This is a genomic window from Neisseria sp. P0019.S002 (assembly GCF_051957155.1).
Lineage (GTDB): Bacteria > Pseudomonadota > Gammaproteobacteria > Burkholderiales > Neisseriaceae > Neisseria > Neisseria perflava.
This window is the reverse complement of record NZ_JBQCWS010000015.1, coordinates 1-5,671: the sequence shown is the minus strand read 5'-3', so window position 1 is coordinate 5,671 and position 5,671 is coordinate 1. Positions and strand designations below refer to the sequence as shown.

Sequence of the window (5,671 nt, the reverse complement as noted above, 5' to 3'; positions counted from 1 at the left end):
CCAACAGCTGCACCGATTGCACCATCACGACACTTGCCTTGTCGTGCCGCAGCAGCAGCTGCACAGCCTGCTACAGCATGGGCGATTTTGTGAGCAATATAGTTTTCGCTGAAATTAACTTTGATCTTACTGGCTATTTCTCCGTGTATAGTCGTTACCAGCGTACCCAAGGCAGCGTTACCTAGATTGTCTTTCAAACTACCACCGTTGATAGCAGTATTTACACCTGCAGAGGCAGCTGAATTAATCAGATTAGAAGTAAACTTACCAACCAAGGGGCTGTTGAAAGAATCCTGTATATTCAATCCGCCTATGCCTTGCAACACACCTGCAGTAACGGCAGCAGTCGCAACCTGTTTAACAACGCTGCTCTTACCCAAATCTTTCAAAGTATGGGAAATATTTCCTTTATTGTTAATCAAAGAAACTGCTGTCTGACTAGCTAATGCAGCCACTGCAGCCTTGCCAGCTGCCATTCCCATTGCAGAGAGTGAACCTACTCCACCCGTAGCTGCTACTCCACTGGTAGCTACTGCTCCACCCGTAGCTGCTGCTCCACCCGTAGCTGCTCCACCTGCTGCTACTCCACCTGCTGCTACTCCAGACATAGCACCATAGGACAGTATGGTTACAACAATAACAACTACAGCCGCGGCAGCAGGCGTCAAACCTTCCGCTTTATAATCCCATTTATCATATGCAAGATTAACCTGTTTCCAGTCAACATTCTTGGCCGTCTGCAGCTCTTTCAAATAAGCATATCCTGGTTGTTTTGCCAGCTTCTCAATCTCAGTTTTCAGATTGCCTTTAGGAATATCTGCAATGAAACCACCGGGCGCAGTCAATACCGGAGCAGTCGGGCCTTCAAAGCTCGGCAGTTTCAGGGTTTCAACCGTACTGCCTCGTCCCGCCTGTTTCTGCCATACCGTTGAGTTAGACTCCAGCTTCTCTTCCGATTGAATGCGCTCAACAATACCTTTAAGAATAATTTTGGCATCGGCACGGGCTTTTTCCCCTACGCCTACCTGAATATCTGCACCTGCCAAGGATGTTTTAAATTCCGTACCTTCCAAAACAGTATCCCAACCAGAACGGGTTTTAGCCGTTTCAGCAACAACACGTACGGGAAGCTTGGTCTCATTCAATTCAGTTTTACTGTACTTGCTTTTGTCTACTTTAATGCCTACAAAGCGACGTGTTTTTTGCACATCATGCTCACGCTGATGGATACCTTCAGTAGCCAACAGTTGCAAATCTTCACCTGCAATCAGGCTAACTTTGCCTGCAGGAGCATTAAAACGGGTAGTATTAGCTTCAATACCGCCACCTGCCTGTACGGTAATGCCTTTTGCCGCAGTCAATTCTACCGGAGCCGGAATAATCAAACGGTTTTTAGTGCTATCATATGTGGTTTTTCCAAAAGGGCCACCTCTTTTCTCCTTGGTTTTTAGGAAGGTATAAGCATCATTTTGTCCCGCCTCCAGTACAATGTTACTATGGGCTTTAATATCTATACTGCCTGCCGGAGCTTTGATTTCAGATGCGCTAATCACGATGCGTGCATCGTCATGTGCTGTCGCAGCATGAATGCTAACACCTGTATTACCCGTCAAACGTGATGGTTTATTCAATGCAGATTTATCGTAGTGGCTCTTATATTCAGGCTTACCGATTTCATACATATCGGTCATACCATCGATCACAATGGCTGCACCATCGGAATTTGCGGCTTTAGGTAACGCTCCTGCAGCATAAATATTCAGCTTTTGAGCCGCAGTAATATCTGAACCATTAATTTCTATGCCATTGGCTGAAATCAGATCGATATTTTGTGCAGAAAGTCGAGCCTGTTGGTATTCGCTACCTTTAGGTTTCTTGCCCTTAACCTCTTTATTAATAGAGTTAGTGTAAAAAATCAAGCGAATCAGATCTGCCTCTAGAGACTTAATAAGAGGAGTAGTCGGTTCTAGTTGTGCGCCGTTTACTATTTTAAAAATAGGTCCTTTTCTTAGTTTTCTTAATTCGGCAAGTTGTTCTGGCGTGAATCTTTTGGCAAGTTCTTCCTGTTTTAATTTGGCAATTCTCTCCTGCAGCTCTTTTGACTTTTCATTAAGCTCAGATACTTTTTGAACAGGGATATAATTGTTTAATGTATTGTTAACTGCCTCGATATTCAATTTACCTTTGGTAGTCACTACCGACAGTTTCTTACCAGCAGTAATTTTTGCAGCCTTAATGTCAGCTTCCCCCGCAAGTAAGCGTACATCACCTTTAGCCTCTAACGTAGAAACACGCGCACTAGGAGCTCCGGCATTACCACCCTGAGCAGTCAGAACCAGTTTATCACCACCCTGAATATTCAAATCCGTATGTGCACTGATGCGATTAGAAGGCTCTATAGTCAATGTTCCGCTCTTCGCAGAAATATCTAAGCGACCGGCCAGTGATTTCAGCTCGGCATTAGCTTCCAAAGTTTTGGTAGGAACTGTACTCCAATCAATCTTGCCACGCTTAATAAGTGCGCCACCTGATTGGATATTAATGGCACCTGCACTTAAAGTAGTGTTATCGGCAACTTGGGTATAACGCGAACTGAGTACCAATGCACCATTGGCAACCAGTTTATTGGATGAAGGACGTTTGTCATTCTGTACAATATGACCGGCAGTTTTACCTTGAGCAGTAACAACCATGTGCTGATGTGCGTAGGCATCTACCTGATTTAATACTACACGCTCATTTTGAGCATTAATCTGTATATTGTGGGTAGCTTCCAACTTGGCATTTTCTATACCCAAAGCACGGTCAGAATGAATGCTCAATGCACCATTTTGTGCATGCAGTTTCAGATCCTTTAAGCTTGCATTACCTGCATTATTTTGGATATTAATATTTTTACCACTAATAGAATTAGACTGCTTGCCATCCCCAACTTCCATGCCGTTACCCGCAAGAAGTCTCACATCACCTGCTGATGATGTGATATTGGTGTTACTTGCTTTCAGATGGCCTTTATTAACAGAACCTACATTTACATCTGATTTAGCCACAAGGGTATTGGTGCCATTAAGATCAACGTTACCATCAGCCAAGACAGAAATTCTACCTTCTTTGGTAGTAGCATTCAGACCCTCTGCGACGATGCTACCCGCCTGTGTATTAGCATCAATGTTTTGAGCAGCATTCAGCTTAGAATTACGGATATTTATTCCTTCATTTAATGCTCTCAACTGCACACTACCTGAAGTAGTATTTAAATTAGCATCGGAAACTTGAAGTTTACCTGCTTCAACATTAATGTTATCTGTAGCGGTAACTGTTTTACCACTGCCGCTTACATTGACGGCACCACTACCTCTCAAATTGACATTACGAGCAGATAAATCTTGATCAACATTCAGATTCAGACTCTTGTCTGCTTGAGTATAAAGATTTCCAGAAGTATTCAGCTGCGATGTTTTTGCACTGATGTTATCATCAGCCATCAATACTAAATTTTTTCCAGCTTTAATACTACCGCCATTCATTTGAATATTAGATTCAATGGTAGGCTGCTCCAGCGACACCGGTTTGCCTGCTTCAATATGTGCAGTGTCTTTTGCCTCAATAATTGCTGAACTACCGATACTACCATTAGTCAATACAGTAACATTTTCGGCAGACATTCGTGCATTGTTACCCAATTCCACATTGCCTACACTGCTGCTTTGGATATAATCTCCCGCCTGAATGCTTGCATCTTTAAGTACAGTACGTCCGTCGGCAGACATGCTGACAAAACCTTTGTTATTAACAACCTTAGCCTGGCCTTCAACCACTAAATTTCTTTCTGCATTCAATACGGTAGCAGCAGGAATGCTGCCAGTATTCTGTACTGTAGCACCATTACGCAGACCAATATCCTCAGCAGTATCAATTACTAGCAAACCTTTGCTTTCAATCTTACCGCCATTGGAAATAAAAGCACCGGCTGCCCCTTTTTCAGTAGTGACAATACTTAAGTACGTTGATGATGCTTCTGTACTATCATTAGTAGTAGCAATACGCCCACTGTTTTCTATCCTGCCTGAAGAAGTAACAACAAGTTGTTTAGCTGCCTCCAATGTACCAGCATTTTTAACACCAACACCTTTTTCATTAGCGACCAATGCAATACTTTCAGCGTACATACCACCTAATGCAGCCGTATCAATAGCAGTAATTGGTTTAGCTCCCTCTGCAAGGCCTTCACTGATGCTACCATTGCTATAGTCTACTTTTTGTGCCCCTGTAGAAACTGTTAGATTCTTACTCTGCAATTTCCCCTGCAGAAATGCCGCACGTGCTAAAATTTCAGTATAGTCAGCCCCTCCTTTATCATTCCAGCCTGCAGAACCAACAGTAAATGTACCATTGCGAACATCAAAGCCGGTCAGCGAACCATCTTTACCAATTTGAGGAGTACCTGTAGTTAAAATACCGCGACCTACGTTCTTAAAACCACCCCCGTTAACTACAATCCCATTAGGATTAGCAACAATAACATCGGCTTTTTGGCCACTTACAGTAACAATGCCATTAAGTTTGCTGGCAGCGCCACGTACTTCATTTAAAATTAACCCTGCACTGCCTTTTGCTAAAAATGGATTATGATTGCGATCATTATTCAACAAAACGCCCCTAGCATCCACATCGAACTGTGTATAGCGGTTATGACTCAAACCTTTACCATTTGGCGTTTGAATATTAACTAACGGCGCACCCGTATTTGCTTTAAGAATAACTGCTTGTTGGTTTTTTGGAGCCGACTTATCAGTAATAATTTGTGCATTGGCAGGAACAACCATACTAAGTGACACTAATGAACAAACTAAAGTCTTAAGAGTAGTCTTGAGAGTAGACCCAAGAGAAACATGAGAATTATCTGAAACAGTATGACTAGAGGAGGAACCTGCCTGCCGCCCCTTGCCTTGACTGTTAGTATTTTCAGCAACAGCAACCATAGTACCGTGCTTTTTATTGAAGATAATACGGTGTAAACCTTTATTCATCTTAAAATTCCTTTTGAATTTAATGGTAAATTTAGTTATAATATAAGTGTCGCATTTTAAAATGCAGAATTATCTAGAAATTTTAAACATTGCTAGATAATATGATATGGTTTCAGTGCAATCATGCCTTAAAAACTATAGTTCGCACTGAAACCGTAAGTAGTTTTGGCCGTCTTAAAACCTTCAGGTTTATGTAGCGGCTTACCCATAAATAAGTTGTAATACAGATTTCCACCTATTTTTTGACTGCCTTTAAATCCTATTGTCGCTCCAGTCAAACCTTTTCTTGTCATATATTGGGTACTTTCTCCAGAAACATGTCCCGTATCCACACCAAAATAAAATTGGTGACGTGGATGAAAATACCAAGCTAAAGTATGCTGCCAATAAAAACCACGCTCCCCAGACAAACTCTGTTCTCCATCAAATCCGCGAACAGTATAGCGGTTACCAATAGTAAGCTTATCTTGTGAAACTAATGGCGTTTTATTCCATTGTGTAAACAATGAAGTTTCATATGAAAATTGTTGCTTACCCAATTTAAAAGGGACTGAGGCATCTATTTCAGCCGTAATGACTTTCATACGTGAAGCATCAGTACTATCGTCTTCTTCCGATACCGGGATACTTTGCCGCATACC

2 protein-coding genes are annotated in these 5,671 nt (G+C 42.1%); both read right to left on the bottom strand.

Annotation, left to right across the window (positions count from 1 at the left end):
- Nucleotides 1–5,030 (bottom strand): two-partner secretion domain-containing protein (locus tag ACTHTY_RS11230; RefSeq protein WP_440367681.1); only part of this gene is annotated, 5,030 nt, incomplete at its 3' end.
- Nucleotides 5,031–5,158: 128 nt separating this feature from the next.
- Nucleotides 5,159–5,671 (bottom strand): ShlB/FhaC/HecB family hemolysin secretion/activation protein (locus ACTHTY_RS11225; RefSeq protein ID WP_440367679.1); only part of this gene is annotated, 513 nt, incomplete at its 5' end.